This window comes from Pseudoxanthobacter sp. (assembly GCF_036822375.1).
Classification (GTDB): Bacteria; Pseudomonadota; Alphaproteobacteria; order Rhizobiales; family Segnochrobactraceae; genus Pseudoxanthobacter.
The window spans coordinates 3,831-7,138 of sequence record NZ_DAISHT010000008.1; the positions used below are offsets into that span (position 1 = coordinate 3,831).

The following is a 3,308-nucleotide window of genomic DNA, read 5'->3' on the forward strand; positions in this document are numbered from 1 at the left end:
TCTCCAGCAACGGGGCGGCGCGGCCCGGCGTACCGGCGCGCTGCGGGGGCGGCCGGCCGGGCACGCGTCGTCCGGGCAGGTGCGGTCCGGGTGTGTGCGGTCCGGGGGCGCGTCGTGTTGTATGCGTTTTCTTGTCCGGGTCGTGTTGCGGGCGTCGTGCCGCGTGCGGTCTTCTGCGCGCACCCCGGCGTCCGCACCGGCATTATCCCCCGGGCTAACCGAATTTAAACAGCCGATCCGGAACATCTGGTAAGAAAATGTGCGCGGCGGGCGGCGGGTTGCTGCAGCGCCCGCACGGTTGCGACCGGCCTGAGCCGGCCACCGTGCACACGGCATGACAACGGACGATGCGGCGCGCGGGGCGCCGAGGGCGGAGGCCGATATGACAAGCGCCGGGCGGCGGACAGGCGAGCGCACCGGGCGGCGCGGTAACCTGGCGCTTGCCTTCGGGCTGGCGGTGATACTCGGCGTTGCGGCGCTGGTGTTCCTGAGCCTGTCGGGCCTCGAAGCCGAGCCCTACATGCTGGCCGTGCTGGGCGCGCTGGCGGCTGCCGGTCTTTTTGCGCTGTTTTCGCTGGCGGTCGGCATTCTCAGTTTCGGCCGCGGGCCTGCGGCGCCTTCCGTTGCCGCCCTTGCCGCCACGACCGATCAGACGGCGCTGGTGGTGACCGATGCCGGCGGCCGGCCGGTGTGGGCCAATGCGGCCTGGCAGGGGCTGAGCGCGGCGGTGCGCGCCGGCCGGCCGGGCACGGGCGGGCCGGTTCTGGCGGGCGTGGAGCGGGTGCTGCCGCCCGAGGGCGAGGCCGCCGATGCGCTGCAGCGGCTTTCCGCCGCCGCGCGCGACGGCACGGCCGCGGAAGCTGAAATACGCCTGACCCGCGCCATCGGGCAGGACGACGGCCCGGCGCGCTGGTACCGGCTGTCGGTGCAGCTTCTGCCCGACGGGCCGGAAGGGCAGGGCCTGCGCGCCTGGCGGCTGCGCGACGTGACGGCGGAGCGGCGCGAACAGGAAGACAGCTTCCTCGACCTGCAGAATGCCATCGATTTTCTCGACCGCGCCCCGGCGGGGTTCTTCTCGGTCGATGCGGCCGGGCGGGTGGTGTTCCTCAACGCCACGCTGGCCGACTGGCTGGGGCAGGATCTGGCACGGTTCGAATCCGGTTCGGTGCCCCTGTCGCAGATCGTGCGCGGCGAGGGGGCGGAGCAGCTCGGCGCTTTCACCGGCCAGCCGGGAGACAGCCGCACCGAAACCCTCGATGTCGATCTCGTGCGGCGCGACGGCCATCCGCTGCCGGTGCGGCTGCTGCATCGCGTCACCTTCGGGCCGGACGGGCAGCCGGATCAGTCGCGCACCCTCGTCATCTCGCGGGTGCCGGGCAGCGGCGCGGCCGTCGACGAATCGCTGCGTGCCGCCGAGGTGCGCTTCGCCCGCTTCTTCAACAACACGCCGATCGCCATCGCCTCGCTCGACCGCGAGGGCCGCATCAGCCGCGGCAACGCCCCGTTCCTGAAGCTGTTCGGCACCAGCGCCCGTGCCGCGCAGGGCGATCCGCGCCCCCGCCTCGTCGACGGCGTGATGGAGCGCGACCGCCGCGGCCTGCAGGATGCGCTGGGGGCGGCCGTCCACGGCCAGACCGCGGTGCTGCCCGTGGAGGCGACGCTGCTCAGCGACAGCCAGCGCTCCGTCCGGTTCTATGTATCGGCGGTGGACGACGGCGGCCTTGCCGGCGGCGAGGAAGATGACGAGGTGGCCATCGTCTGCGCGCTCGACACCACCGAGCAGCGCGCTCTGGAGCAGCAGTTCACCCAGAGCCAGAAGATGCAGGCCATCGGCCAGCTCGCCGGCGGCGTCGCCCACGATTTCAACAATGTCCTGACCGCCATCATCGGCTTTTCGGATCTGCTGCTGGCCAGCCACCGGCCGACCGATCCGTTCTTTCAGGACATCATGAACATCAAGCAGAACGCCAACCGCGCCGCCGGTCTGGTGCGTCAGCTGCTGGCCTTCGCCACCCGCCAGACGCTGCGCCCGGAGCGCATCGTGCTGACCGACGTGCTGGCCGATCTCACCATTCTGCTCGACCGTCTGCTCGGCGAGCAGGTGGAGCTGAAGGTCGTTCACGGCCGCGACCTGTGGCCGGTGATGGCCGATGTGAACCAGCTTGAGCAGGTCGTCATCAACCTTGCCGTCAATGCCCGCGATGCGATGCCGGAGGGCGGCACGCTGACCATCCGCACCGCCAATGTGGGCGTGGCGGAGCTGCGCGCCTTTCAGGACGGCAAGGGGTTTGGCGGGCCGCCGCTGCCGGCGGTCGACCATGTGCTGATCGAGATTTCCGACACCGGCACCGGCATGCCCGCCCATGTGATGGAGAAGATCTTCGAGCCGTTCTTCTCCACCAAGGAGGTCGGCAAGGGCACCGGCCTCGGGCTTTCCACGGTCTACGGCATCGTCACCCAGTCGGGCGGGCGCATTGCGGTGGAAAGCGAACTGGGCCGGGGCACGGTGTTCCGCATCCTGTGGCCGCGGGCCCGGGCAGAGGCCGCCCGCGTGCCGGGCCCGGAGGCCGACCGGCCGGAACCGCGCCGCATCCGCCCGCCGGAGCCGATGCCCGCCGCCCCCGCCGTGCGGCCGGAGCCGCGGCCGGCGCTGAGCGCCGTGCCGGCCGCGCCCCATGGCCTGTCGCCGGTTGCCGGCCCGTCAGAGTCTGAGCCGGCCGGGCCGGCGCCGCAGCGCCCGCCGGCCGGCGGCGAGGCGCCGGTGGCCGACCTGACCGGCAATGCCTCGATCCTGCTGGTGGAAGACGAGGAAGCCGTGCGTGCCTTCGCCGCCCGCGCGCTCGCCTCGCGCGGTTACACCGTGCATCAGGCTGCGACGGGTGCGGAAGCGCTGAAGGTGATGGCCGCCGCCGGCGGCGGTATCGATCTGGTCGTTTCCGACGTGGTGATGCCGGAAATGGACGGGCCGACGCTGCTGCGCGAACTGCGCAAGACGCGGCCGGACCTGAAGATCGTGTTCGTCTCGGGCTATGCCGAAGAGGCGTTCGCCCGCAACCTGCCGGAAAACGAGCACTTCAGCTTCCTGCCGAAGCCGTTCACGCTGAAGCAGCTCGCAACCGCCGTGAAGGCCGCCCTCGCCGGCTGAGCCGGTGCCGGCCTGCGGAAAGCGGCGGCGCAGTGTTCGTCGGGCCGGTTCGTTTCAGAGGCCGGGCAGCCCCCGCGGCGCGCGTCCGCCGAGCCCGCGCGGGCACGCCGGGCCGGGGCCGGTCCGCGCCCGTCGCCATGAATACCGTCGCCATGAATACCGT

General features: G+C 72.0%; 1 protein-coding gene. It reads left to right on the forward strand.

Features of this window, described 5'->3' with window-relative positions; genetic code table 11:
* Window positions 1–382: 382 nt before the first annotated feature.
* Window positions 383–3,145, forward strand: a complete 2,763-nt coding sequence (locus tag V7067_RS01945) for a response regulator (RefSeq protein ID WP_334174186.1) — start codon at window positions 383–385, stop codon at window positions 3,143–3,145.
* The last annotated feature ends 163 nt before the right edge of the window (window positions 3,146–3,308 follow it).

Coding starts and splice junctions, on each gene's coding strand:
- V7067_RS01945 (WP_334174186.1), top strand. CDS start 383: ATGACAAGCGCCGGGCGGCGGACAGGCGAGCGCACCGGGCGGCGCGGT.